This is a genomic window from Pseudomonas sp. 05T35 (assembly GCF_056396605.1).
On the sequence record NZ_JBFTLU010000850.1, the window covers coordinates 1 to 690 of the forward strand.

A 690-nucleotide genomic window follows, 5' to 3' on the forward strand; every position below is an offset into this window, starting at 1 on the left:
GCGCTGACCGGCAGCGTTTCGAGCGGTTGTCGCGTGTTGGTGTCCGGCGTCACGCCGGCCAGACGGGCACTCAGGTCCTTCAGGCCGATGGGCTTGAACAGGCAATCGTCCATCCCGGCTTCCATGCAACGGATCTTTTCTTCGGGCTGGGCATTGGCAGTGAAACCGAGGATCAGGCAAGGCACATCCCCATTGGCCCGCTCCTCGTCACGAATCGCCATGGCCAACTCGTAGCCGCTGAGATTCGGCATGTTGCAATCGGTGATCACTACGTCGAACGTATCTTCACGCCAGCATTCGAGCCCCTGCTCACCGTCCTGGGCATCACACACACGGTGCCCAAGACGGCTCAGTTGTTGTAGCAGCAACAGGCGATTGGCCGGGTAGTCGTCAACCACCAGAATGTTCAACGAGTCCCCCCGCTCCAGCGCTGCAGTCTCGACCGGCGGCGCGGCCAGCGGCTGCAATGCCAGTACATCGAGGCTGACGTCGATTTGCGTGCCCGCGCCCAGCTTGCTGCTCAATTGCAATCGGCCACCCATCATCTCGCACAGCGAACGGCTGATGAGCAGGCCCAACCCGGAGCCGCTGCGGCCATCCTGCGGGCTATTGCCGGCCTGTACAAACGGACTGAACAATCGCTGCTGATCGAACTCGCTGATGCCTATCCCGCTGTCCTTGATACGCAGG

The 690-nt window shown here is 61.6% G+C and carries 1 protein-coding gene; it reads right to left on the reverse strand.

The features are described from left to right. Nucleotides 1-690 (reverse strand): response regulator (locus tag AC1DH9_RS30270; RefSeq protein WP_477809469.1); only part of this gene is annotated, 690 nt, incomplete at both ends.